This is a genomic window from Actinokineospora auranticolor, from assembly GCF_041897805.1.
Taxonomy (GTDB): Bacteria; Actinomycetota; Actinomycetes; order Mycobacteriales; family Pseudonocardiaceae; genus Actinokineospora; species Actinokineospora auranticolor.
This window is the reverse complement of the sequence record NZ_CP154825.1, coordinates 2,694,872-2,717,625: the sequence shown is the minus strand read 5'-3', so window position 1 is coordinate 2,717,625 and position 22,754 is coordinate 2,694,872. Positions and strand designations below refer to the sequence as shown.

The following is a 22,754-nucleotide window of genomic DNA, read 5'->3' as shown; positions in this document are numbered from 1 at the left end:
AAGTGGTACTTGACAAATCTCAATAGATAACCACGACCAGGGCAGGCGGTTCACCTCAACCAGGTGGGCCGCCTGCCGAATATCAGGCCACAGGCGCCCATGGAGGGGCTCCTACAGGCACCCCCCAAGGACGGACGCTGTGATACTGCTGAACCGACTCAACGGCCAGCCCTTCGCCTTGAACCCCGACCTGCTCGAGCGCGCGGAAGCCACCCCGGACACCGTGATCACGCTCGTCAACGGGGCCAAGTACGTGGTGGCCCAGTCCCTCGACGAACTCGCCGCGCTGGTGTCCCAGCACCGCGCGCTGATCCTGGGCCAGGCCCAGGGCGCCGACCACGACCACGGCCTGCGCGCGGTGCCCGGTCACGGCCCCGGACCGGAGGTGGCCGCCGCCAAGGCCGCCGAGGCCTCCACCGCGTCCGAGGCCACCGAGGCCACGCTGCTGCACCTGCCGGAAAGGGGGCGGTGATGGATCCCGCCAGCCTTGCCGGCATGGGATTGGCGCTCGTCGCCATCTTCGTCTCCATGATCATGGAGGGCGGGGATCCCATGTCGATCTTCCTCCTCCCGCCGATCATCCTGGTCATCTTCGGCACCCTCGGTGCCGCGATGGCGGGTGGCATCCTGAAGGACACCATCGGTCTGGTCGGCCTCATCAAGCGCGCCACGCTCAGCCCGAAGATCGAGAGCGGCCAGATGATCGACGTGGTCGTCCGCCTGGCCGACCGCGCCCGCCGCGAGGGCCTGCTGGCCCTGGAGGACGAGGCCAAGAAGGTCGACGACCCGTTCCTGCGCAAGGGCCTGGAACTGGCCATCGACGGCACCGACTCCGACGAGGTCCGCGAGATCCTCGAGAGCGAGATCGAGACCAAGCGCAAGTACGACAAGGTCGGCGCCAAGATCTTCACCGACATGGGCGGTTTCGCGCCGACCATCGGCATCATCGGTACCGTGCTCGGCTTGGTGCACGTGCTGGAGAACCTGTCCGACCCCAGCTCGCTCGGCCACCTGATCGCGGGCGCGTTCGTCGCGACCCTGTTCGGCGTGCTCACCGCGAACGTCATCTGGCTGCCCATGGCCAACCGGCTCAAGCGGATCAGCGAGCTGGAGTGCGAGCAGATGCAGCTCGCGGTCGAGGGCGTGCTGGCCATCCAGGCCGGGTCCAACCCGCGCTTGGTCGCGCGCAAGCTGCGCAGCCTGGTGCCGCCCGAGCCCGAGCGCAAGGCCGCCTGATGTCCGGGCGGCGCAAGCACAAGGGCGGTCACGACGAGGAGCACGAGAACCACGAGCGCTGGTTGCTCACCTACTCGGACATGATCACGCTGCTGATGGTGCTGTTCATCGTCATGTTCGCCATGTCCACCGTGGACGCGAAGAAGTTCGAGCAGCTCAAGGAGAGCCTGGCCGGTGCCTTCGGCGGCAGCCAGACGCTGATCTCCGGCGGCGCGTCGGGCTCCCCCGACACCTCGGGCAGCAGCCAGGACAAGGTCAACCTGCGCTCGGCCGCGGGCGGCGAGGGCGCGGACATGACGACGCTCTCGCAGACCGAGGCTCAGAAGGCGGTCGCCGACGCCGATCGGAAGAAGGCCTCCGAGAACCTGAAGAAGGCCGAGGAGGAGCTGGCCAAGCTGCGCGAGATCCAGAAGCAGATGCTGGAGCTGTTGCAGAAGGCCGGTTTGCAGGACAGCGTGCAGTTCACCATCGACGAGCGCGGCCTGGTGGTCACCATCATCACCAGCTCCGTGGTCTTCGGCGGGGACAGCGCGGTGCTGCTGGCCCAGGGCAAGACGGTGCTCGACGCCATCGAGCCCTCGCTGCTCCAGCTGTCCAACCACCTCGAGGTGGGCGGGCACACCAACCAGCTGCCGGTGCCCACGGTGAACTACCCCAGTTCCTGGGAGCTGTCCACCGCCCGGGCGTCCGCGGTGGTGCGGTACCTGCTCGGCAAGGGCGTCCCGGCGAGCCGGATGACCGCGGCCGGGTACGCCGACACCAAGCCGCTGTACCCGCCGAGCGACCCCCTGTCCGTGACCCGCAACCGCCGTGTCGAGGTGGTCGTGCTGTCCGATCAACCAGCCGAGGTCCGGGCCCTGCTGCCCACCTTGGCCGCGCAGAAGTGAACCGGAGGGAGGAATCATGAGCAAGGACGAGAAGAAGAAGGACGACGCCAAGCCAGAGGAGGGCGGCAAGAAGTCGAAGAAGAAGCTCCTGCTGATCGTGGCACTCGTGGTGCTGCTCGCCGGTGGCGGCGGGGCGTACTTCTTCCTCTTCAGCTCCAGCGAGCCCGCGGCCCCCAAGCCGGGCACCGTGGTCGCGCTCGACGCGATCACCGTGAACCTGACCGACGGGCACTACCTGAAGCTGAAGCTGGCGCTGCAGGCCACCGCCGACGTGACCGAGAAGCTCGACGGCAGCAAGGCGCTGGACCTGGCGGTCACCCAGTTCAGCAACCGCACCGTGGCGGAGCTGTCCAGCAACGAGACCCGCGAGGCGCAGAAGACCGAACTCCAGGAGAAGATCGGCAAGGCCTACGACGAGGAGGTCATGGGCATCTACTTCACCGAGTTCGTCATGCAGTGACCGGCCCGGATGAATTGATGCACCAAGTCAGGGAAGGACGCCAAACGTCCCGAGTGGACGCATAATCGAACAACCTCGGGGATGAGGAATCGGGTGTCACCCGATCGGTCGATATCGGCAGGCTCCTCGCTCAGGTGCCCGGTGGTCCGGTCGATGACCACGACGTGCAGAAACCGTCGTCGTCATCACCGGGCCGCCGCGCGGGCGGTTCGAAGGCGGGCGGGCTGGTCACCGACCAGCGCCACCTGTCGAGCTATGACTTCCTGCGCCCGGCCAAGTTGCCGCGCGAGCACCTGCGCACCCTGCAACTGGCCTACGACACGTTCTCGCACCGCCTGGCCATCCTGCTGACCTCCCAGATGCGCGTGGTCTGCCGCGTCTCGGTGTCCACCGTGGACCAGCTCTCCACCGACGAGTACCTCGCGCGCGAGACCACCCCCGTGGTCGTCGCGCCGCTGCGGCTGGACCCGCTGCCCGGCACCTCGCTGCTGGAGCTGTCCCAGAAGATGTCGCTCACCTTCATCGACCACATGCTCGGCGGCGCGGGCGGCTCGCAGCTGGAGCGCCCGCTGACCGACCTGGAGACCCCGCTCGTCCGCGACCTCCTCGGCGACGTGCTGACCGAGTTGAAGATCGGGCTCGCGGAGTTCGTCAAGGTCGACCCGATCCTCGGCTCGCTGGAGTACAACCCGCAGCTCATGCAGGTCGGCGGCCCCACCGACGTGCTGGTCTCGGCCACCTTCGACCTCACCGTCGGCGAGGCGCAGAGCGAGTTCACCCTGACCGTGCCGCTGCAGTCGCTGCTGCCCTCGTTGCAGCACTACCACCAGCGCTCCGAGGTCAGCGCGGGTGAGCGCGCCGCCCAGCAGGCCGCGCGCGACCTGCTCACCCAGGGCCTGCGCGAGGTGCCGGTGGAGATCGCGGTGCGCTTCGCGCCCGCCCGGCTGCGCTCCGACGACCTGTTCGACCTGCGCCCCGGCGACCTGCTGTCGTTGGGCCACCCGGTCGACCGCCCGCTGGACATCACCACCGCGGGCCGCGTGTTCGGCCAGGCCGTGGCGACCAAATCCGGTGCCCGCCTGGCCTGCCAGGTCGTGGCCGCGAACAAGGAGGAGTTCCAGGCATGAGCACCCCCACCGACACCGCGCCCGCGCTGCGCGCCGCCGCCGAGGCCGCCCTCGCCGTGCTCCCGGTGACCGAGGCGCTGACCGTGGGCGCCGCCGGGGGCGACACCGGTGCCGTGAGCTTCCCGGGTGCCGCGGTGGCCGCGGACCTCACCGGCCAGACCACCGGCACCCTGGCCATCCTGGTCAACCAGGAGCTCGTCGACGCGCTGCGCGGCAGCCCGCTGGGCGAGCTGGACCTGGGCGCGGCCATCGCGCCCGCGCTGGAGGCCGCGGCGAAGGTGCTCGGCTCGGTCGCGGGCCCCGGCAGGCAGACCACCACCGAGGCCGCGCTGGCCACGCTCGGCGCGGGCGGCGCGCTGACGATCGTGCCGCTGTCCGCCGACGGCGCCGCGCAGGCCGCCGTCGTGCTGGGCGGTTCCCGGGCCGTGGACACCGGTGGCGCGGGGGCGCGGGGGCAGGCCGCCCAACCCGCCCGCGGCGGCGCGGCCGCCATGGAGCTGCTGCACGGCGTGGAGATGGAGGTCACCGTCGAGCTGGGCCGCAGCCGGATGACGGTGCGGGAGCTGCTCTCCCTCGGGCCGGGGTCGGTCATCGAGCTGGACCGGGCCGCGGGCAGCCCGGCCGACGTGCTGGTCAACGGCAGGCTCATCGCTCGGGGCGAGATCGTGGTCATCGACGAGAACTTCGGCATCCGGATCACCGAGATCCTGGGCAACTCCCCGGCGGACGCGCTCTGATGGAAGCCCTCCTGCGGGTTTTCTTCGCGCTGATCCTGGTCTTCATCGCGCTCTGGGTGGTCGCCCGGCTGGCGCGCAGGCCGCTGCGCGGGCGCCGCGCGGGCGGGCTGGACGTGCTGGCCCGCACGCAGCTCTCCCGCGGCGCCAGCGTCACGGTGGTCAAGGTGGACGAGACGGCCCTGGTGCTGGGCGTCACCGACGCCGGGGTGAGCCTGCTGCACACCGTCGACGCCGAGGTGTTCGACCACTCGCCCGCGCCGGTGCACCGCACCGCGACGACCACCGGCCCGGACGCCGCGCCCAAGGCCGGGACCGGGTCCTCCGTCGCCGAGGGCGGGGCGCTCACCGGGTCGGCGCTGTCGCCGCGGACGTGGAAGCAGGCCATCGAGTCGCTGCGCGAGCGGTCGGTCCGGCGATGAACGACCGGGCGCGCGCAACGGCGGTGGCGCTGTCACCGGTGTTCCTGCCCGCGCAGCGGTCGGTGGGCGCGCTGCTCACCGCGCCCCGGCCCGTCGTGCTCGAAGCGCCGAAGCCGCCGGTGGAACGCGGGCCGCGGCGCTCGACCAGGGCCGGTGTGCTGGCGCTGCTGGTGGTCCTCGTCGGGCTGCTCGGCGCGACCGGGTCCGCGACCGCGGCGGACGACCCGGCGCACCGGCAGGCGAGCGCCGTGGCCGCCGCGCAGCCCACCGGCCCCACGGGCCCGACGGAGCCGGGCGGGGTCACCATCGAGATCGGCACGCCGGACAAGCCGAGCGAGTCGGTGACGATCCTGCTGCTGCTGACCGTGCTGTCGGTCGCGCCGTCGCTGCTGCTGCTGTGCACGTGCTTCACCAAGATCTTCGTGGTGCTCAGCATCACACGCAACGCCCTCGGATTGACCAACGTGCCGCCGAACCAGGTGATGGCGGGCCTGGCGCTGTTCCTGAGCCTGTTCATCATGGGTCCGGTGGTCAGCGAGGTGAACGCCCAGGGCGTGCAGCCCTACCTCGACGGCTCGAAGACCCAGTCCCAGGCCTTCAACGACGGGATCAAGCCGCTGCGGGAGTTCATGCTCAAGCAGACGCGGCCCGAGGAGATCGCGCTGTTCACCAAGGTGGCGGGCGCGGACAAGCCCGCGAACGCCCAGGACGTGCCCAACACCACGCTGATCCCCGCGTTCGTGCTCTCCGAGCTGCGGGCGGCGATGCTGATCGGGTTCGTGCTCTTCATCCCCTTCCTGGTCATCGACATGGTCGTCTCGGCTTCGCTGATGTCGCTGGGCATGATGATGCTGCCCCCGGTGACCGTGGCGCTGCCGTTCAAGCTCTTGCTCTTCGTGCTCGCCAACGGCTGGGGCCTGCTCATCACGGCCCTCGTCGGCACCTACCAGTAGTCCCGGCCAGACCCTCCCGGATTGAGGAACCGCCGTGAACGACACCACGATCATCGAACTGGGCATGCAGGCCATGCTGGTGACCGCCAAGCTGGCCGCGCCGATGCTGCTGACCGCGCTCGTGGTCGGCTTCGCCATCTCGCTGTTCCAGTCGGTCACCCAGATCCAGGAGGTGACGCTGTCGTTCGTGCCCAAGGCCATCGGCTGCGCCCTGGCGCTGCTGCTGTGCGGCAGCTGGATGCTGCGGGAGATCGTGAACTTCACCGGCACCCTGTACGAGCGCATCCCGGCGCTGCTGCACGGCTGAGCGCGCCGCACCAGCCGTCGTGGGGACGCTGCTCTCCTCCAGCACCCTGGTCGCCATGCTGTTGGCGGTGACCAGGGCCGCGGCGTGGCTGCTGGTCTGCCCGCCGTTCAACGGCCGGGCCATCCCGGTGGCGGTGAAGGGGATGCTGGCGGTGGCCATGGTGCTGCCGGTGGTGCCGAAGCTGTCGACCAAGGTCCCGTCCACCGGGGACTGGACCCTGATGTACGCGGCGCTGGAGCAGGTCGTGATCGGCGCCGGGCTGGGCTTCCTGACCGCCGTGATCTTCGCCGGGGTCCAGGCCGCGGGCGACCTACTCGACGTGTTCGGCGGCTTCTCCCTGGCGTTCGCGTTCGACCCGCTGTCGTTCTCCGGCAACAACGCGGTGCTGGGCCGCTTCTACGGCCTGACCGCCACGGCGCTGATGTTCGCCACCGACGCGCACCAGCTCGTCATCCGCGGCTTCACCCTTTCGTATGAGGCGGTCCCCCTCACCGGTGCCTTCTCCTTCGAGCGGCTGGGCGACGGCCTGGTGACCGGTCTTGGCCGGTTGTTCCTGGCCGCGGTGCTGATCGCCGGGCCGATGATCGTGGTGCTGTTCTGCGTGGACATCGGCCTGGGCCTGCTCAACCGGATCGCACCCGCGCTGAACCCGTTCCAGATCGGTTTCCCTGCCAAGGTTGCGTTGACCCTGGTGATGGTCGGCATGGCCGTCACCCTGCTCCCCCAGGCAGTGCACAGCATCGCGGAGGAGGCCACGAACGCCGTGCTCAAGGTGATCGGGCGATGAGCGGTAACAAGGACGCAACGGAGAAGCCGACACCGAAGCGGCTCAAGGAGGCGCGGTCGGAAGGCCAGACCGCGCGCACCCAGGACCTGGGTGCCTGGGCCTCGGTGCTGGTCGCGACGTGGGTCATCCCGATGACCCTGACCGACCTGTTCGACAGCAGCTCGGGAGTGCTGCACAAGATCGCGAAGTTCATCGCGGCCCCGGACCAGGCCGACGCCCTGCGGCTGCTCGGCGAGGCCTTCCAGGGTGGCGCGCTGGCGGTCGCGCCGCTGCTGGGCGCCACCCTGCTCGCGGTCCTCGCGGCGGCGGGCGCCCAGGGCGGCCTGCGGCCCGCGATGAAGCTGCTCAAACCGAAGTTCAGCAAGCTGAACCCGCTCAAGGGCATCAAGCGGATGTTCGGCCCGCAGTCGCTGTGGGAGCTGGTCAAGACCCTGCTCAAGACGGGCATCCTGGCCGCGGTGCTGTACACGGCGGTGAAGGACCTGGTGCCGGTCATCATGGGTTCCGGCTCGCTCCCGTTGCAGTCCCTGGTGGACACCCTGGGCAGCACGGTGCTCAAGCTGCTGCGCCTGGCCGCGGCCGCGGGTCTGGTCATGGCGGTCGCCGACTACATCGTCGCCAAGCGCCGGGTCGGCAAGGAACTGCGGATGACCAAGCAGCAGGTCAAGGACGAGCACAAGAACGTCGAGGGCGACCCGCAGATCAAGGGCCAGATCCGGGCCAGGCAGATGGCCATGAGCCGCAACCGGATGATGGCCGACATCGCCACCGCGGACGTCGTGATGGCCAACCCGACCCACGTGGCCGTGGCCCTGCGCTACGACCCCGCCCGCGGCGCCCCCCGCGTGGTGGCCAAGGGCGCGGGCGTCATCGCGGCGAAGATCCGCGAGAAGGCCACCGAGCACCGCGTGCCGATCGTGCGGGACGTGCCCCTGGCCCGGGCCCTGTACGCGGGGTGCGAGGTGGGGCAGGAGATCCCGGTCGACCTGTTCGCCCCGGTGGCCCACGTGCTGGCGTTCCTGCACCGCCTCCGCTCCCGCGGCAGCGCGGCGGGCACCCACACCATGCCCGAGTCGGCGAAGGCGGCGGCGTAGTCCGTGGACGTCGGAAGGGGCGGAGCACTCGGTGCTCCGCCCCTTTCCGCGCGCCTCGGGCGGTGGCCTGCCCCGCCACCGCCCCGGCGGGGAATCACCGCCGCCGGAACCTGCGCGCGGCCTGACGAGCCCGCTCGCGGTTGCGCGGGTCTCTGGCCAGCGCCCGCGCCTTGGCCGACAGCTCCCGACCGCGCGGGCTCCGCAGGAACGTCTTGATCCGGTTCAACAGGCCGGCCATCAACCTCTCCCTTGGTCGACTTCGTTGCCCCGGACGTACCCGGCTTCCCCGAGAACCAACCACCCCCGGTTCAGTCGAGGGTGGCCCGGAGCTCGCGGAGCACCCGCACCATCCCGTCGCGGTTCTTGGCGGCGGTCATCCAGGCCGGGAGCCGCGCGAGCATGCTCAACCCGCCCCCGGGGTGCTCCCGCAGCCGCGCGGCGATGTGGTGTTCGAGCAGGTCGAGGTGGGTGCGGTTGAGGGCCCACAGGGTGTGACCGCGCCAGGGCGACCGCAGCCACAGCGGCGTGTCGAAGAAGGGGTCGCACGGCCCGCCCCAGCGGCTGACCCCGGGCTCCCAGGTCTTGCCGTAGGCGCAGTGGACGCAGGTGAGCGTCCGGGGCCACCGGAAGACGAACTCGCCGTCGACGGGCCGGGGCACATCCACCGCCCGCTTCCCGCAACGGGGGCAGACGACGTCGATGGCCTCCCCCGCCAACGAGTAGAGGCTGGTCATCGGATCCCGGAACCGCTCCCCCGCCATCGCCCCTCCCCGCTCGCGGGCGGAAGTCGACCACCCGGGCGCAACGGCGCGCAAGCGGGTTAACGCCGAACGGGCCCGCACTCCACTGTGGAGTGCGGGCCCGTCGGGTGCGCGCGGGGTCAGTCGTGGGGGCGGTCGGTGCGGACGGCACCCGCCTGGACGAGCAGGGACTGGAGTTCGTGGTCGGGCTGACCGGCGTTGTAGCGGTTGAAGATGGCCCTGGGGATGGCCAGCAGGATCGCCGCGAGCGGGACGGCGATCAGGAAGCGGATGACGGCGTCCACCGGGTCCAGGCTGCCCGAGACGAAGGCGCCGTAGAGGGCGGGGGAACTCATGACCAGCGCGGCGGCCAGGGTGGAGAAGCGGAACAACGGGGCCTCCCGAGGGGCGACGTGTCATGGCCCCACCGGCGGGAGTGGCACGCTGGTGGAGGGACGCTTTCCCCTGTGTTCGGCACTCGCCTGCCGCAGCTGAGGGGTTTTCAGTAGCCGGGGCGGCGGTTGGGTCCCTCGGGCGGGTAACCGTCGATCGTGAGGATCGGCAGGCCGAGTTCGCGGACCGAGTCCGGGTCGACGCTGGCGGCGGTGCCGTACACGGCCAGGGCGTCGACGCCGCCGAGGGCCGCCAGGTGCCTGCGCAGGTCGGCCGTCTTCCGGGTCGCGTCGACGGCGGCGACGATGTGCTTGGCGCCCAGGGCCGCGGCCACCGACCCCGCCCACCGGCCGCCTTCCGGGTCCTCCACGGCCGCGTCGATGGCCACCACGGACGGGACCGGCTTGCGGCGCAGGTCCTCCGCCAGGTCGGCGGCGTGCTCCGGGCCCAGCACCCGGCCGCGGCCGACCACGTCCGGGCCCGCCGCCATGACCGCGCCCGGGCCGAGGCGCAGCTTGGCGCAGATCCACTCGGCGGCGACGGCGGCCTGCTCCAGCGGCCCGGCGACCACGATCACCTTGCCGGGCAGGGCGACCAGCAGGTCGGTCGGCACCGGGGTGTCCCAGCGGCGTTGGCGGCCGGTGGCCGTGTCCGCGTGCGGGGGCTCGTCGGTCGTGGGCCACGCCGGGTCGTCGTCATCGTCGTCCGGGAGCGCGTGCCGGGCCTTGGAGCGCAGCCGGGGCGCGATCAGCTCCTCGTCGACGACCCAGGACGCCGGGTCGTCGACCGGCTCCTCGACCGGGGCGACCTCCTCGACCAGGCTCCGCTCGGGCTCGACCTCCTCGACGGGCGCCTCGACCGACGGGGCCAACGGCATCGGCGCGAACACCTGCACCGACGCGGGCGCGAGGACGGACGCGGGCGCTGGGACGGACGCAGACGCCTGGACGGGCTCCTCGACCTGCTCCTCCTCCGGCGCGTCGACGGAGTGCGCGGTGAACATCCGCCCGCCCTCGTCCGGCCGCTGCACGGACGGGAACATCGCGGGCAGCACCGCGCCCGCGGGCGCGGGCGCCTCGACGGGGTCCGGCAGTGCGACTGGAGCAGCAGGCGCCCTCAACACGTCGGCAGCACCCTTCTCGGTGTCCACAGTGTCCGTACGATCAGGACCAGTCTCCGGCTGCCGCACCCGACCCCGCAACCCGGCCATCCCCGCCCGGGCGCGCAACGCCGACGCGACGTCCGCCTCCAGCCCCGCCACTCCCCCGCCGAGGTCCGCCGGGTCCACGGCGGGCTGCGGCGCCGCGCCCACGCGCGCCCGCAACGCCGCCACCGGGTCGTAGCCCGGGTCCGGTCGCCGGACCGGCGCGTCCCCGCGGGTCTCCAGCGGCTCGGCCCCGAGCCGCCCCTCCCCGTTCACCGGGGGCGGGTCGTCCGCCGTCGCCGCGGAGAAGAACTCCGCGAACGGGTCACCCCCGACCGGCGTGTCGCCGGTCGGGGGTTCGTCGCCCTCTCGGGGCTCGGGCACGCGGGTGGTCGCCACGGCACCGTCGTCCTTGTCGGCCAGCGCCAGCAGGTCCGAGACGGACAGCACCTGCTCCTTCGGCACCGTGGGGTCCCCCGGTTCGGGGACCTCCACGCCGATCTCGAACCACTGCTTGGAGAAGAACCCGGCCACGCCGCCCTTGCGCAACCGGTCCGCCGAGACGATCCGGGCGTGCGCCCCGTGCTCGTTGCGGACCCGGTCGAGCAGCTCTTCCAGGTCAGGACCCTCAAGCAGCAAGCGTGTAGCCACTGTTCACCACTCCGACAGTCTCGATCCGGTGGGTACCACCGGACAGTTCGGAATACGACAGCACGGCCAGCCGCGGCACGGCGGCGTGCACCAGGCGGTACAGGGGGGTGCGCAGCCGGGGCGCGCACGCCAGCACGGGCGCGTAGCCCTGGCTCTCGGCGCGGCTGGACAGGTCGGCGATGTCACCGACCAGCGCCTCCAGCGACTGGGTGTCGATGGCCAACCGGTCGCCCTGGTCGGTCACCCGCACGCTCTCCAGCAGGATCTGCTCGACCCGCGGGTCCAGCGTGATCACCGAGAGCACGCCGTCCACCGCGAGCCGCGCGGCGATGGCCGGGCCGAGCGCGGACCGGGCCGCCTCGACCAGCCGGTCGAGGTCCGCGCCCGACTTGGCCGCGGGCGAGAGCGCCTCGTAGATGCCGACCAGGTCGCGGATCGGCACGCCCTCGTCGAGCAGCCGGTGCAGCACGCGCTGGATCTCGCCCAGGCTCAGCAGCGCCGGGGTCAGCTCCTCGACGACGATCGGGTGGGTGCGGCGCACGACGTCGGTCAGCTGGCGCACGTTCTCGCGGCCCAGCAGCCTGCCCGCGTGCGTGCGGGTGACCTCGGCGAGGTGGGTGACGAGCACGGAGGCGCGGTCGACCACGGTGGCGCCCAGCGCCTCGGCCTGGTGCCGCAGCTCGGCCGGGATCCACTTGCCCGCCAGGCCGAACACCGGCTCGGTGCCCTCGCGGCCGGGCAGCGCGGCCAGGTCGTCGCCGATGGCCAGCACGGTGCCGGGCGGGGCGAAGCCGCGGGCCACGTCGGCACCGTTGATCCGGATGACGTAGGAGGACAGCGGCAGGTCGAGGTCGTCGCGGGTGCGCACGGGCGGCATCACCACACCCAGCTCCAGCGCGATCTTGCGGCGCAGCGCGCGGACCCGGTCCAGCAGGTCGCCGCCCGCGGCGTCCACCAGGTCGACCAGGTCGGTGGCCAGCGCCAGCTCCAGCGGGTCGACCCGCATCTCGGCGATGAGCGTCTCGGTGGCGTCGGGCGCGGCGAGCTCGGTGGACTCGGCGGTCTCGGCGTCGGTCTCGGGGGTCTCCGCGCCCGGCTTCGGGACGCGGCTGGAGGCGAACAGCAGGCCGCCGCCGACGAGCAGGAACGGCAGCATCGGCATGTTGGGCATGAGCGCGAGGCCCAGCAGCGCGACGCCACCGATGCGCATGGCCATCCGGTTGGCGCCGAACTGGGAGGTGACCAGGGAACCCATGTTCTGGTCACCCGCGGCGCGGGTCACGATGAGGCCGGTGGCCACCGACAGCAGCAGGGCGGGGATCTGGGAGACCAGGCCGTCGCCGACGGTCAGCAGGCTGTAGGAGTTGATGGCGTCGGTGGGGGACATGCCCTTCTGGATCAGGCCGACGGAGAAGCCACCGATGAGGTTGATCAGGGTGATGACCACCGCGGCGATCGCGTCGCCCTTGACGAACTTCGAGGCACCGTCCATCGCGCCGTAGAAGTCCGCCTCGGCGGTCACCTCGGCGCGGCGCTTGCGCGCCTCCGGCTCGTCGATGAGCCCGGCGTTGAGGTCGGCGTCGATGGCCATCTGCTTGCCGGGCATCGCGTCGAGGGTGAACCGGGCGCCGACCTCGGCGACCCGGCCCGCGCCGTTGGTGATGACCGCGAACTGGATGACGATCAGGATGAAGAAGACGACGAGGCCGACCACCAGCGACCCACCGACCACCGCGTGGCCGAAGGCGCCGATGACGGCCCCGGCGTCACCATCGAGCAGAACGAGTCGGGTGGCGCTGATGTTCAGCGCCAACCGGAACAACGTGGCCAGCAGGAGGATCGACGGGAAGACCGAGAACTCCAACGGCTTGCGGACCTGCATGCTGATCAGCACGATCAACAGCGCCAGCGCGATGTTGAGCACGATGAACAGGTCGAGCAGGAACGTGGGCATCGGCACGACCATCAGCACGATGATCATGATGACGCCCGCGGGTACCGCGAACTGGCTCAAACGCCGTGAGTTCATCGCCCATCCCGGAATAGCCGGTCGTCGGCCGATCCCTGGCCTCGCGTTGCCTTCCTGGCGTGTCGCTGCCGTCCTCATCGGCAGGTAACCAGCTTTACTGAGAAGTCGGCATACCGCTTATCGATTCCCCCTATCAGGGGGTCGCGACCACGGAGAGCATGCCTCCCTTGTAACCACCGGCGATGTCGACCTTGAGGTCGAGCCGGTTGCCCAGGGCCGCGAGGTGCGGGCGGATGTCGCCCGTGATCGCGGCGGCCGGGGTGTACAGGGCGTTGAACTTGACGTGCGGACCACCGTCGCGGGTGAACAGCACGGTGAGGATGTTGCACACTTCCTTGAGGATGTCCGTCAACAACCCGCTGAGTTCGCCGTCCTCGACGCATGCCTCCGCCCCGCCAGGGGGCACCAGCCCCATGGCGGCGGCGGCATTGGCGGCGAGTTGCAGGTCGAACCCGATGACACCGTGCAGGGTCATGCCCGGGTCGCGGGTGTACACCGCGACCGCGGACACGTCATCGGCCGACGGCACGTCGGCGATGTTCACGGTGACATCCTTGTTGAACAGGTCGGACAGGACGTCGCGGACCTGTTTCGGAACCGGCAGCGCCTCTGTCATGACCTCACCCCAGGATGTCGTTGAGCCGCTCGCGGAAGGTCTCCGCGGTGAACGGCTTGCTGATTAGGAACAGTGCCCCGCCAGCCTCGGCCTTGGCCTTCATCTCGTCCGAGCACTCGGAGGTGACGAAGGCGAAGGGGACCGAGTTGCCGCTGCTGCGCAGGGCGTGGAGCAGTTCGATGCCGGACATGTTGGGCATGTTCCAGTCGGACAGCACGAGGTCGGGCTTCTCGGCGGCGACGCTGGTCTGGGCAGCGGCGCCGTCCTCGGCCTCGACGATGTCGTGGTTGTCGAACCCGGCCTGGCGAAGAGTCCGGATGACGATCTGGCGCATGACCCTGCTGTCGTCGGCGACCAGGATCTTCATGCGGGCACCTCCTGAGTTTTGTGGACGGCGTGTCCACCGCTGAGCAGCGACACGACGAAGGGCTCGCCGCGCCAGCTGACCACGGTGCGGCAGACCTCGACAGTGCCCGGCCACCGCTCGTGTTCGGTGGCGGAGACACGGGGGAGAGAGAGTTGCGAAGGCGACGGCAGCACGGACTTGACGTTACCGCCGAGGACGTTGGCTAGCTCGCCGAGCGCGTCGCCGATGTCGTCCTGCGACACCTCGTCGGCCTCCATCGCGAACAGCACGGAGGCCACGTCGCGGGACGCCTTGTGCGAGCAGGACACCACCAGGTGACCCTCGTAGGCGCCGACCATGGCGACCGAGGCCGCGAGGTCCGCGTGCGAGCCCTTGTCGTCGGCGGCGAAGATCGCTTCGTCCTCGCCGCTGTTGAGGAACGCGGACCACACCTGCTCCGCGATGATGTCCAGGTCGACATCAACGTTCATGGCAACATCGTTCGTCATCAGAGGACCCCCACCGGGACCAGGCCGAGGAGGGCCAGCTTGTCAATGATTCCGTCACGGGTGAACGGCTTGATTACGTACTCGTGAGCACCGGCGGCGAGGGCGCGGACGATCTGACCGTGCTCGCTCTCGGTGGTCACCATCATGAGGGTCATCTGGCGCAGCTCGGCGATCTTGCGCGCCTCGACCACGAACTCCAGACCGGTCATCACGGGCATGTTCCAGTCGACCAGCGCCAAGTCCGGGACGCGACCGGTGCTCTGGAGCAGTTCCAGCGCCTCCTGCCCGTTGCCCGCCTCCAGCACCTCGAACCCGAGGTCGGCCAGCAGGCCGCGGAGAATCTTGCGCATGGCCCGGGAATCGTCGATCACAATCCCTAGCACTGCGTCACCTCTTTCACCTTTAGGCGTTCTTGGGCAGGCGCCCGATAGATGGCCGTCCTGCCGACGGGCACCCGCTCGAAGACGGAGTCGATGCCGACCGTGCTCTCGGCCGCGCCGAGCAGGAGCCAACCACCGGGGTTGAGCACCTGGCGGATGCGGTCCAGCACGGCGCGCTTGGTCTCCGGCTCGAAGTAGATGAGCACGTTGCGGAGGAAGACCACGTCGAACTTCTGCATGGGCGGCAACGTCGTGCAGAGGTTGACCCGCTGGAACGACAGGTTCTGCCGGATCCTCGGGATCACCTCCCACTCCGCTCCCGCGCGCTGGAAGTAGGTCACCAGGTCGGTCGCGGGCAGGCCGCGGTTGATCTCGAGCTGGTTGAACCTGCCCGCGCGCGAACGCCGCAGCATCTCCTCGGAGAGGTCGCTGCCCATGATCTGGTACTTCCGGCCCGGGGGCAGGGCCTTCTCCAGGGTGATGGCGATGCTGTAGGGCTCCTGGCCGCTCGAGCAGGCCGCCGACCAGATCCGCAGTGGACCGGTGGTGTTGCGGGCCAGCACGTCCGGCAGGATCGTGTCGGTGAGCGCCGAGAACGGCTCCCGGTCACGGAACCAGGACGTCTCGTTGATCGTGAGCGCTTCCACGACCATGGTACGCAGGGAAGTGGATCCCGTGCGCAGTGCGTTGGCCAGTGAACCAACCGTGGCGTGCCCGGTTTCCTTGGCCACTGGCTTGAGCCTGGACTCGACCAGGTACTCCTTGCCGGGTCGCAGGACCATGCCCGCCTCCCGGTAGACAAGATCCGCCACAAAGGCGAAAAGCGCCGGGGTCATTTCCACCGCGCCACCTCCCTTCCAATTGCCGCCGCCTGCGACGACACGCGTGCGACGATGTTCTCCGCGATCTTCCCGAGCGGTAGGACCGCGTCGGCCAGTCCCGCGCTGACGACTGCCCCGGGCATCCCCCAGACCACCGAGGTGGCCTGGTCCTGGGCGATGACCTCGGCACCGAGGGCGGCCAGGCCCTGGGTGCCGAGCTTTCCGTCCTGGCCCATGCCGGTGAGCATGACGACCAGGGACCCCGATCCGTAGACCCGCGTCGCGGAGCGGAACAGCACGTCCACCGCCGGGCGGCAGTGGTTCTCCATGGGGCCGTCGTGCAGCCGGACGCGGGACCCGCCCGCGGCCTTGACGACTTCCATGTGCCGCCCGCCCGGTGCGATGTAGACGCACCCGGGGCGCAGGGGCTCGCCGTCGGAGGCCTCGACCACGCGCAGGGCGCTTTCCTGGTCGATCCGGCGGGCGAGCATGGTGGTGAACACAGGGGGCATGTGTTGCGCCACCAGGATCGGAACCGGCAGGGATGCCGGAAGTTTGGTGAGCACTGTGCGCAGCGCCTCGGGACCGCCGGTGGACGATCCGATGAGGACTGCCTGCGCGGGCTTGCGCGGTCCCGCGGGGACCTTCTTGACGGAGTCCGGGGGCCGCGGCGGGGGCGGCGCGTAGACCGGCTTGCCGCACAGCGCGTGGATGCGCGGCAGCAGCTGGTCCCGCACCTCCGTGACCGCCTTGTTCAGGCTGCCCGCGTTGGCGGGCTTGGTCACGTAGTCCGTGGCACCCGCGGCCAGCGCGGCCACGGTCGCCTCGGCACCGTCGCTGGTCAACGTGGAGAACATGATGACCGGCAGGGTGGGGTGGGTCTTGCGCAGTTCGCGCACGGTCTCGACCCCGTTGAGCACCGGCATCTCCACGTCCAGCGTCACCACGTCGGGCTTCAGCTGGGCGATCTTGGCCAGTGCGATCCGGCCGTCCGGGGCGGTGCCAACGACGCGCACCTTCGGATCGGACGACAGCACATCCGTGACGAGCCGGCGGATGACCACCGAATCGTCCACCACCAGCACCGAGATCACAGAGGGCCTCCGGGGTCGGCGGCGGAGGCACCTGACCTCCGCGACAACTGCTGCATCGGCCGCCCACGGGCGCTCCTGAGCCCTCGATTAGTGGAGTTCTCACCCGGCTCACAGTTTTTCGGTGCCGTTGAGTTGTCGCATTGGTCCGATCGGGTTCACTCGAATGAGAAAGGCCCGTGTCCACCGGAACCGGTGGACACGGGCCTCGTCGAACCCCTGTGACGCCCGTCGCAGGATCGGCGACGTCGCCACCTGTCGGCCAAATGTAGGCCCAAGTGGACTGTCCCGAGTGGATCAAGGGGGGACTGGACTTGCGGTTGTGCGGTATATATATGTGGTGAGCGGTTACGCGCTGAGCCAGTCGGGCCCGAAGGCCGAGAGGCAGGGGACCAGGAGTTCCTGCGCGGAGTCGGAGTCCACCAGGTCGCGCACCATCAGGGCCTGGACCGCCCCCGCGAGGACGTTCCACACCCCCGCCGCGCGGTCGTCCACCGAGATGCCCGCGGTGTCGACGGCCTTGACCAGCAGCAGCTGGGCCGCGGCCGCGGCCCGGATGCGACCGGCGACGTGCACGCCCCACGCGGCGGAGTGCATCGCGGACGACCAGCTGACCTGGCCGACGCGCATCCGCTCGGCGGCCACGCCCAGGGCGCGGACCTCAGCGGGGTGCGCGGAGCGGACCCGGTCGAGCAACCGGTGCACCGGGGCGTGCGCGGGGCCCAGGTCGGGGGCGGCGGCGGAGAGTTCGCGGCGGGCGGTGAGCCACGCGGCGGCGAGCACCCGGCGGTCCACGTCGGTGAGCGACTCGCGCAGGTAGGTCGCGCAGACCGCGTCGGTGACGATGGCCACCGCGCCGTCGGGCGCCTCGGCGACTGTGCCCGGCGGGACGTTGTCCCGGTCGGGCACCAGCACGTCGGTGCGCACGCAGTGCAATAAGGCGGCCAGGGTCCCGATCGGCGCCCGCTGCAGCAGGCTGACCGCGGAGGGACCCGCGAGGTCGCGGACGGAGGGCTTCTCGGTCGCCGCGCGCAGGGCGTGCGAGCGGGCGAGGGCCAGGGCGGGGGTTTGGGGAGAGGCGCGGCGCGCGAGCGCTTCGATGTCCCGAGTGGACTGGGCCAGCAGCGTCAGCAGGATGTCCGCCGTCGCCGGGCCGCCCTCCAGGCGGGTGAGGTCGAAGCCCAACACGGGGGCGCTGACTAGGCTGTACACCTGGACCAGTATGCACCCGTGATTACCGAACGAGTCCATATCAGACGGCAATAGCACGCAGAGCGACGGCCCTGCCTCAAGCGGGTGAGAGATTACGCCTGTTTGATGTAGCTTCCCTGTTACCGCACGGGATCTTGGTACACAGCGTAGATGATCCACTGTGGACCCCGGCAACCGGGTAGTCCGATCAGGTGGTGAAGCGGTTGACCTGCGTCTGCAGCTCCGCGGCGAGCCGGGTGAGGGTCTGCACCGACTGGTTCGAGGCGCCGATGCTGGTGGTCGCGCTCGCCGCACCTGAGGCAACTCCCGCGATATTTTGTGCGATCTCGGACACACCGGTCGCGGCCTCGCCCACGTTGCGGTTCATCTCGCTGGTCGTGGCGGTCTGCTCCTCCACCGCAGAGGCGATGGTCAGCTGGAAGTCGTTGATTCGACCGATGATCTCGGAGATCTCGTCGATCGCGTTCACCGCGTTCGCGGTGTCGCCCTGGATCATCTCGACCCGGCGGGAGATGTCCTCCGTGGCCTTGGCGGTTTCCTGGGCCAAGTCCTTGACCTCGTTCGCGACGACGGCGAACCCCTTGCCCGCGTCACCGGCCCGAGCGGCCTCGATGGTCGCGTTCAGCGCCAGCAGGTTCGTCTGCTCCGCGATCGAGGTGATCACCTTGACCACGTTGCCGATCTCCATCGACGACTCGCCCAGCTTCGCGACCGTGCTGTTCGTGGTGGCCGCGACGGTCACGGCCTGACCGGCGACACCGGCGGCCTCGTTCGCCGACTGCGCGATCTCCCGGATCGACGCCGACATCTCGTCCGCGCCGGTGGCCACGGTCTGCACGTTCCTGGCGACCTGCTCGGCCGCCGCGGCGACCACGCCCGCCTGGGCGCTGGTCTCGCCGGTCGCGTCGGTGACCTGGCCCGCGATGCCGGACATGTCGACGGTCGCGTCCTCGAGGTCGCTGATGCTGTGGGCGATCGCCGTCACGGTGTCGTGCATGCTCGAGGTGGCCGTGTTGAGCGCGGCGGCCATGGTGCCGATCTCGTCCGCGGAGCGGACCTCGACCTTGCGGGTCAGGTCACCCTCCGCGACGGACACCAACACGCTGGAGACGCCGCGAACCGACCGGGTGATCCCTCGGATGATCAGCCAGCCGACCAGCGCGGCCAGCAGCAAACCCGCGCCGAGCAGGGTGAGGGTCGTCCAGCGCGCGGTGGCGCTGGCCGAGGCCGCGTCGGCCACGCCGACCTGGACATCGGCCAGTTCGAGCTGCTGCATCCGGGCCAGGCCCTCGCCCATCTCGTTCATGATGGGCTCGCCGAGGTTGTTGAACCGGATCAGCGCGACCTCGGAGCGGCCCTCCCGGGCGGGCGGGAACACCTGCTCGCCGACCACGCCGACGAGCTTGTCCAGGCCCGCGACGACGCCCTCGACGACGTCCAGGGGCACCGCGGAGAAGTCCGGGTCGGCCTTGATGCCGTCCTCGAACTTCACCAGCGCGGCGCGCAGCGCGCCGATGGCCTCGGTGGCGCCCTTGATCTCGGTCTCCACGCGACCGGTGTCGCTAGTGATGAACGAGGCGTACAGGTGCGACGTCGCGGTGATCGCGACGGAGTTGAAGTTGCTGATCTCCCCCACGGCCGCGGCGTTCTTGCCGAGCCGGGTCGAGGTGTCGGCACCCTGGTCGGTGACCACCATGCCCTGCACGCCGACGCCGATCGCGACCACCGCGGGCAGCGCGATGGCGGCGAAGATCTTGGTGGCCAGCGAGCGGTCGGCCAGGACCCTGCCGAGGAGGCCGCGGCGGGTGCTCGCGGCCGGAGTGGACGACTCGGACATCAGCGCTGTTGCCCTTCGACGGGTCTGGGTGCGGGGCGGCGGGGAGGAGCGGGGGATCCGCGCGAGGCCCCCGGGCGTCGGGTGACGCCCGGGGGCCACAGCGTGGTGGTGTGGAGTTGTTCGCCTGCCTGCTACGCGACCGTGGCTTCGCCGCGCACCGCCGCCCGCGCGTCCAGCGCGAGCATCAGGCGGTCCGCCAGCGGGAACGCCGCGGTGATCAGCTCGCGGGCCGGGCCGCTGAGCGTGTCGGGCACCGGCTCGGCGACCGTGTCCTCCAGCTCGACCACATCGCCGATGCGGTCCACGAGCAGGCTCACCGACTCGTCGTCGGTGCGGACGATGACGTTCATCGCCGGACCGGTGCGCTCCACCCGCGGCTCACCGAGCCGGACCCGCAGGTCCAGCGCGGCGATGACCTGGCCGCGGAGGTTGAACAGCCCGCCGACGTGGCCGGGGGCCAGCGGTACCGGGGTGTACTCGGAGAAGGCGAGCACCTCCTGGACCTCGCTCACCTCCAGGCCGAAGAGCTGGCCTGCCACCTCGAAGGTGGCGTACCTGACGGTGCTCACGACGACGCCTCCACGAGGTAGTCCGGGGTCTCGTACTCGGGCAGCTGGAAGTCCGGGTCGGCGGCCATGATCGCCCGACGCATGTCGAGCAGCTCGGTGACCTTGTCGTCGATGACGGTCGAGCCGGAGAGGCCGTCGCCGTCGGCGGGACCGTGCGGCGCGGTGTCGTCGACGATGTCGAGGATGCCGTCGACCGCCAGGGCGACCGAGTGGCCGCCGGAGGAGTAGACGACCGCCGGGACGGTGTCGGAGACGTCCTCCGACCACGAACCGAGCAGACCGGACAGGCGCAGGACCGGCAGGATCTGGCCCCGGTACTGCACGACCTCGCGGCTGCCGACGCGCTCCACCGCCGAGACGGGGAACTCCTCGAGCCGGGTGACCATGCTGAGCGGGATCGCGACGCGGCGGTCGCTGACCCGGGTGACCAGCAGGCGGTCGCGGGTCTCGGCGCGCTGCGCGGCGGCCTCGGCCAGGGCGGCGGCGGCCGCGGCGGCGCGCTCGGCGGAGCCGAGGTGCGCGTTGCGGGCCAGCGCCAGCACGTCGAGGATCAGCGACACGCGGCCGTCACCGAGGATGGTGGCACCGGCGTAGCAGCCGACGTCCTTGAGGTGGCTGGCCAGCGGCTTGACCACGACCTCCTCGGTGGTGAGCACGCGGTCGACGACCAGGCCGAACTCGTGGCCCTCGCCGTTGAGCACGGCGATGTAGATGGCCTCGCCGTTCTCCTCCGGGCGCTCCGCGGGGCCGCCGAGGGCCTCGTTGAGCCGGACCAGCGGCAGCAGTCGGCCGCGCAGGCGGCAGACCGGGGCGCCGGAGACGTACTCGATGCGCGCCGAGGACTGGCCCTCGACGCAGACCAGTTCGCGGACCGACATCTGCGGCAACACGTAGCGCTCGTTGGCGCTCTCCACGATCAGCGCCTGCACGATGGCCAGGGTCAGCGGGATGGTCAGGCGCCAGGTGGTGCCCTTGCCCACGACCGAGCGCAGGTCGACCGCGCCGCCGATGGCCTCGAGGTTGGTGCGCACGACGTCCATGCCGACACCGCGGCCGGACACGTTGCTGACCTTGGCGGCGGTCGAGAAGCCGGGCCGGAAGACCAGGCGCAGCACGTCGTCCGGGTCCATGGCCGCGACCTGGGCCTCGGTGAGCAGGCCGCGCTTGACCGCGGTCGCGCCGATCAGCTTCGGGTCGACGCCCTTGCCGTCGTCGGCGACCTCGACCACGACGTGGCCGTGCTCGTGGTAGGCGCGCAGGGTGAGCGTGCCGTCGGGGGTCTTGCCCGCCTTGACCCGGTCGTCCGGCGACTCGAGACCGTGGTCGACCGCGTTGCGCACGAGGTGGGTCAGCGGGTCCTTGACCGCCTCCAGCAGGCTGCGGTCGAGCTCGGTCTCCGCGCCCTCCAGCTCCAGGTTGACCTGGCGGCCCAGCGAGTTGCTCAGGTCGCGGACGACCCGGGGCAGCTTGGACCACAGGTGGCTGATGGGCTGCATGCGGGTCTTCATGACCCCTTCCTGCAGCTCACTGGTGATGATGTTCAGGCGCTGCGCGGCCCGGCCCAGGGTGTGGTCACCGTTGTGCTCGGTGGCGCGCACCATCTGGTTGCGGGTCAGCACCAGCTCGCCGACCAGGCGCATGAGCTTGTCGAGCAGCTCGACGTCCACGCGGACCGAGGTGTCGGCGACACCGCGGCGGCTGAGGATCGGCTCCTCGGCCGAAGCGGCCTCGGCGGCCGGGGTGGCCTGCGCGGGGGTCTCGGCGGGGGTCTCGGCGGGGGCCTCGGCGACCTCCGCCTGCTCCACGGGAGCGGCCTCGGCGGCGGGCGCCTCGGCGGCGTCGGCCTTGGGGGCCTCGGCCGGAGCCGCGTTACCGGCGCCGTCGGCGGCGGGCAACGGGGCGGGCTCACCGGCGATGCAGGCCTCGACCTCGACGACGGTGTCGCGGATGTCGATGTCGCCCTCGCGGCCGTCGCGCTCGATCTCCGCCAGCAGGGCGCGGACGACGTCCACGACGCGCAGCAGCACGTCGGCGCCGCGGCGGTCGAGGGTCTGCACACCGTCACGCAGGCGGGCCAGCAGCGACTCACCGGCGTGGGTCACCTGCTCCAGCTTCGCGAACGCGAGGAAGCCAGAGGTGCCCTTGATGGTGTGAATGGTGCGGAACACGCTCGCGAGCCGGTCGCGCGCGGTTGGGTCGCGCTCGAGCGCGACGAGGTCTTGGTCCAACTGGTCGAGATTCTCGTAGCTCTCGACCAGGAATTCCTGGACCACATCATCGAAGTCTTCCACGCTCCACCACGCTTCGCTTCCAGGTCAGGTGTCGCCCAATCCCATCGGCGCGGCCGGGAGGCGCATGAGGGATTGGAGCCGGGTTTTCCGAAGACCCCCCAACCGGGGGTTGTCATCC

General features: G+C 70.7%; 26 protein-coding genes. 11 read left to right on the top strand and 15 right to left on the bottom strand.

Features of this window, described 5'->3' with window-relative positions; genetic code table 11:
* The first annotated feature begins 139 nt into the window (after window positions 1-139).
* The 11 genes from V5P93_RS12470 (at window position 140) to V5P93_RS12420 (ending at window position 8,007) form a co-directional block, all read left to right on the top strand.
* On the top strand, window positions 140-472 hold the full coding sequence (locus tag V5P93_RS12470) for a flagellar FlbD family protein (protein WP_104480454.1): 333 nt from the start codon (window positions 140-142) through the stop codon (window positions 470-472).
* A complete protein-coding gene (locus V5P93_RS12465; protein ID WP_104480455.1) occupies window positions 472-1,236 on the top strand; it encodes a flagellar motor protein in 765 nt (254 codons plus the stop codon). The genes V5P93_RS12470 and V5P93_RS12465 overlap by 1 nt, the downstream gene beginning before the upstream one ends.
* Entirely contained in the window at window positions 1,236-2,123 is an 888-nt protein-coding gene (locus V5P93_RS12460; protein ID WP_104480456.1) for a flagellar motor protein MotB, read from the top strand. The genes V5P93_RS12465 and V5P93_RS12460 overlap by 1 nt, the downstream gene beginning before the upstream one ends.
* Before the next feature lie 16 nt (window positions 2,124-2,139).
* Window positions 2,140-2,583, top strand: coding sequence for a flagellar basal body-associated protein FliL (gene fliL / locus V5P93_RS12455; protein ID WP_104480457.1), 444 nt, complete (start codon window positions 2,140-2,142; stop codon window positions 2,581-2,583).
* A 134-nt stretch (window positions 2,584-2,717) separates the two neighbouring features.
* Window positions 2,718-3,710 (top strand): flagellar motor switch protein FliM, encoded by a 993-nt coding sequence (locus V5P93_RS12450; RefSeq protein WP_104480458.1) that lies wholly within the window; start codon window positions 2,718-2,720, stop codon window positions 3,708-3,710.
* Window positions 3,707-4,447, top strand: a complete 741-nt coding sequence (fliN, locus tag V5P93_RS12445; protein WP_104480459.1) for a flagellar motor switch protein FliN — start codon at window positions 3,707-3,709, stop codon at window positions 4,445-4,447. The genes V5P93_RS12450 and fliN overlap by 4 nt, the downstream gene beginning before the upstream one ends.
* Window positions 4,447-4,866: a flagellar biosynthetic protein FliO gene (gene fliO / locus V5P93_RS12440; protein ID WP_104480460.1), complete on the top strand. Its 420-nt coding sequence runs from the start codon at window positions 4,447-4,449 to the stop codon at window positions 4,864-4,866. The genes fliN and fliO overlap by 1 nt, the downstream gene beginning before the upstream one ends.
* Entirely contained in the window at window positions 4,863-5,819 is a 957-nt protein-coding gene (fliP, locus tag V5P93_RS12435) for a flagellar type III secretion system pore protein FliP (protein ID WP_104480461.1), read from the top strand. Before fliO ends, fliP begins: the two co-directional genes overlap by 4 nt.
* A 34-nt stretch (window positions 5,820-5,853) precedes the next feature.
* Window positions 5,854-6,126: a flagellar biosynthesis protein FliQ gene (gene fliQ, locus V5P93_RS12430; protein ID WP_104480462.1), complete on the top strand. Its 273-nt coding sequence runs from the start codon at window positions 5,854-5,856 to the stop codon at window positions 6,124-6,126.
* 19 nt (window positions 6,127-6,145) lie between these two features.
* Window positions 6,146-6,913 carry a flagellar biosynthetic protein FliR gene (locus V5P93_RS12425; RefSeq protein ID WP_245931406.1) on the top strand — a complete coding sequence of 256 codons (768 nt, stop codon included), beginning with the start codon at window positions 6,146-6,148 and terminating at the stop codon, window positions 6,911-6,913.
* Window positions 6,910-8,007, top strand: a complete 1,098-nt coding sequence (locus V5P93_RS12420; RefSeq protein WP_104480463.1) for a flagellar biosynthesis protein FlhB — start codon at window positions 6,910-6,912, stop codon at window positions 8,005-8,007. The genes V5P93_RS12425 and V5P93_RS12420 overlap by 4 nt, the downstream gene beginning before the upstream one ends.
* Before the next feature lie 94 nt (window positions 8,008-8,101).
* Here V5P93_RS12420 and V5P93_RS12415 read toward each other — a convergent pair whose 3' ends face one another.
* From V5P93_RS12415 to V5P93_RS12345, 15 genes are all read right to left on the bottom strand, one after another.
* The gene (locus V5P93_RS12415; RefSeq protein ID WP_181043603.1) at window positions 8,102-8,245 is read right to left on the bottom strand and encodes a hypothetical protein; all 144 of its coding nucleotides are present in this window, start codon (window positions 8,243-8,245) and stop codon (window positions 8,102-8,104) included.
* Window positions 8,246-8,315: 70 nt separating this feature from the next.
* Window positions 8,316-8,768, bottom strand: coding sequence for a hypothetical protein (locus tag V5P93_RS12410; protein ID WP_104480464.1), 453 nt, complete (start codon window positions 8,766-8,768; stop codon window positions 8,316-8,318).
* A 119-nt stretch (window positions 8,769-8,887) separates the two neighbouring features.
* Window positions 8,888-9,139: a hypothetical protein gene (locus tag V5P93_RS12405; protein ID WP_104480465.1), complete on the bottom strand. Its 252-nt coding sequence runs from the start codon at window positions 9,137-9,139 to the stop codon at window positions 8,888-8,890.
* 110 nt (window positions 9,140-9,249) lie between these two features.
* Window positions 9,250-10,935, bottom strand: a complete 1,686-nt coding sequence (locus tag V5P93_RS12400; RefSeq protein WP_146108114.1) for a hypothetical protein — start codon at window positions 10,933-10,935, stop codon at window positions 9,250-9,252.
* Window positions 10,913-12,964 (bottom strand): flagellar biosynthesis protein FlhA, encoded by a 2,052-nt coding sequence (locus V5P93_RS12395; protein ID WP_104480467.1) that lies wholly within the window; start codon window positions 12,962-12,964, stop codon window positions 10,913-10,915. The genes V5P93_RS12400 and V5P93_RS12395 overlap by 23 nt, the downstream gene beginning before the upstream one ends.
* Window positions 12,965-13,097: 133 nt before the next feature.
* The gene (locus V5P93_RS12390; protein WP_104480468.1) at window positions 13,098-13,580 is read right to left on the bottom strand and encodes a hypothetical protein; all 483 of its coding nucleotides are present in this window, start codon (window positions 13,578-13,580) and stop codon (window positions 13,098-13,100) included.
* 4 nt (window positions 13,581-13,584) lie between these two features.
* On the bottom strand, window positions 13,585-13,947 hold the full coding sequence (locus tag V5P93_RS12385; protein WP_104480469.1) for a response regulator: 363 nt from the start codon (window positions 13,945-13,947) through the stop codon (window positions 13,585-13,587).
* A complete protein-coding gene (locus V5P93_RS12380; protein ID WP_245931407.1) occupies window positions 13,944-14,417 on the bottom strand; it encodes a chemotaxis protein CheX in 474 nt (157 codons plus the stop codon). Before V5P93_RS12380 ends, V5P93_RS12385 begins: the two co-directional genes overlap by 4 nt.
* Window positions 14,418-14,434: 17 nt before the next feature.
* Window positions 14,435-14,806, bottom strand: a complete 372-nt coding sequence (locus tag V5P93_RS12375) for a response regulator (protein ID WP_219824044.1) — start codon at window positions 14,804-14,806, stop codon at window positions 14,435-14,437.
* A 5-nt stretch (window positions 14,807-14,811) separates the two neighbouring features.
* Entirely contained in the window at window positions 14,812-15,651 is an 840-nt protein-coding gene (locus tag V5P93_RS12370; RefSeq protein WP_104480471.1) for a protein-glutamate O-methyltransferase CheR, read from the bottom strand.
* On the bottom strand, window positions 15,648-16,730 hold the full coding sequence (locus V5P93_RS12365) for a chemotaxis response regulator protein-glutamate methylesterase (RefSeq protein ID WP_104480472.1): 1,083 nt from the start codon (window positions 16,728-16,730) through the stop codon (window positions 15,648-15,650). Before V5P93_RS12365 ends, V5P93_RS12370 begins: the two co-directional genes overlap by 4 nt.
* Window positions 16,731-17,075: 345 nt before the next feature.
* A complete protein-coding gene (locus tag V5P93_RS12360; RefSeq protein ID WP_146108115.1) occupies window positions 17,076-17,939 on the bottom strand; it encodes a hypothetical protein in 864 nt (287 codons plus the stop codon).
* Between the two features lie 187 nt (window positions 17,940-18,126).
* Window positions 18,127-19,776 (bottom strand): methyl-accepting chemotaxis protein, encoded by a 1,650-nt coding sequence (locus V5P93_RS12355; RefSeq protein WP_104480474.1) that lies wholly within the window; start codon window positions 19,774-19,776, stop codon window positions 18,127-18,129.
* A 131-nt stretch (window positions 19,777-19,907) separates the two neighbouring features.
* Window positions 19,908-20,345: a chemotaxis protein CheW gene (locus tag V5P93_RS12350; RefSeq protein WP_104480475.1), complete on the bottom strand. Its 438-nt coding sequence runs from the start codon at window positions 20,343-20,345 to the stop codon at window positions 19,908-19,910.
* A complete protein-coding gene (locus tag V5P93_RS12345) occupies window positions 20,342-22,636 on the bottom strand; it encodes a chemotaxis protein CheW (RefSeq protein WP_104480476.1) in 2,295 nt (764 codons plus the stop codon). The genes V5P93_RS12350 and V5P93_RS12345 overlap by 4 nt, the downstream gene beginning before the upstream one ends.
* Window positions 22,637-22,754 lie beyond the last annotated feature (118 nt).